This window comes from Sulfitobacter sp. HI0040 (assembly GCF_001634885.1).
Classification (GTDB): Bacteria; Pseudomonadota; Alphaproteobacteria; order Rhodobacterales; family Rhodobacteraceae; genus Sulfitobacter.
Genome location: NZ_LWEX01000240.1, coordinates 1 through 253, shown reverse-complemented (window position 1 = coordinate 253; position 253 = coordinate 1). Strand labels below are relative to the sequence as shown.

Annotated in this window: 1 protein-coding gene; it reads right to left on the bottom strand. The window is 70.4% G+C overall.

The window, feature by feature from the left end; translation table 11 throughout:
- On the bottom strand, positions 1-253 hold a 253-nt coding region (locus tag A3728_RS12950; protein ID WP_150120782.1), incomplete at both ends, for an AbrB family transcriptional regulator.

Here is a 253-nt window from a genome sequence, read left to right as displayed (position 1 = left end):
CCAGCAGTCGCACCGACTGGCTGACCGCGATCCGCGTCAGGTCCGCCCCGGTGTCCGCCGCCATGGCGATCACGAAGCTGAGGTGCCCGGGTGCCGCCGCCAGCAAGGCCGAGCGCGCATCGAAGCCGAAATACCGCGCCAGCACCCGCCCGCTGACGACCATGATGGCCCAGATGATCATGGCCATGAACAGGAAAGCGAGCGGCCAGCGTTGCATGGCGGCCACGGCGTCCGCGTCGAACCCCGCGCCCAC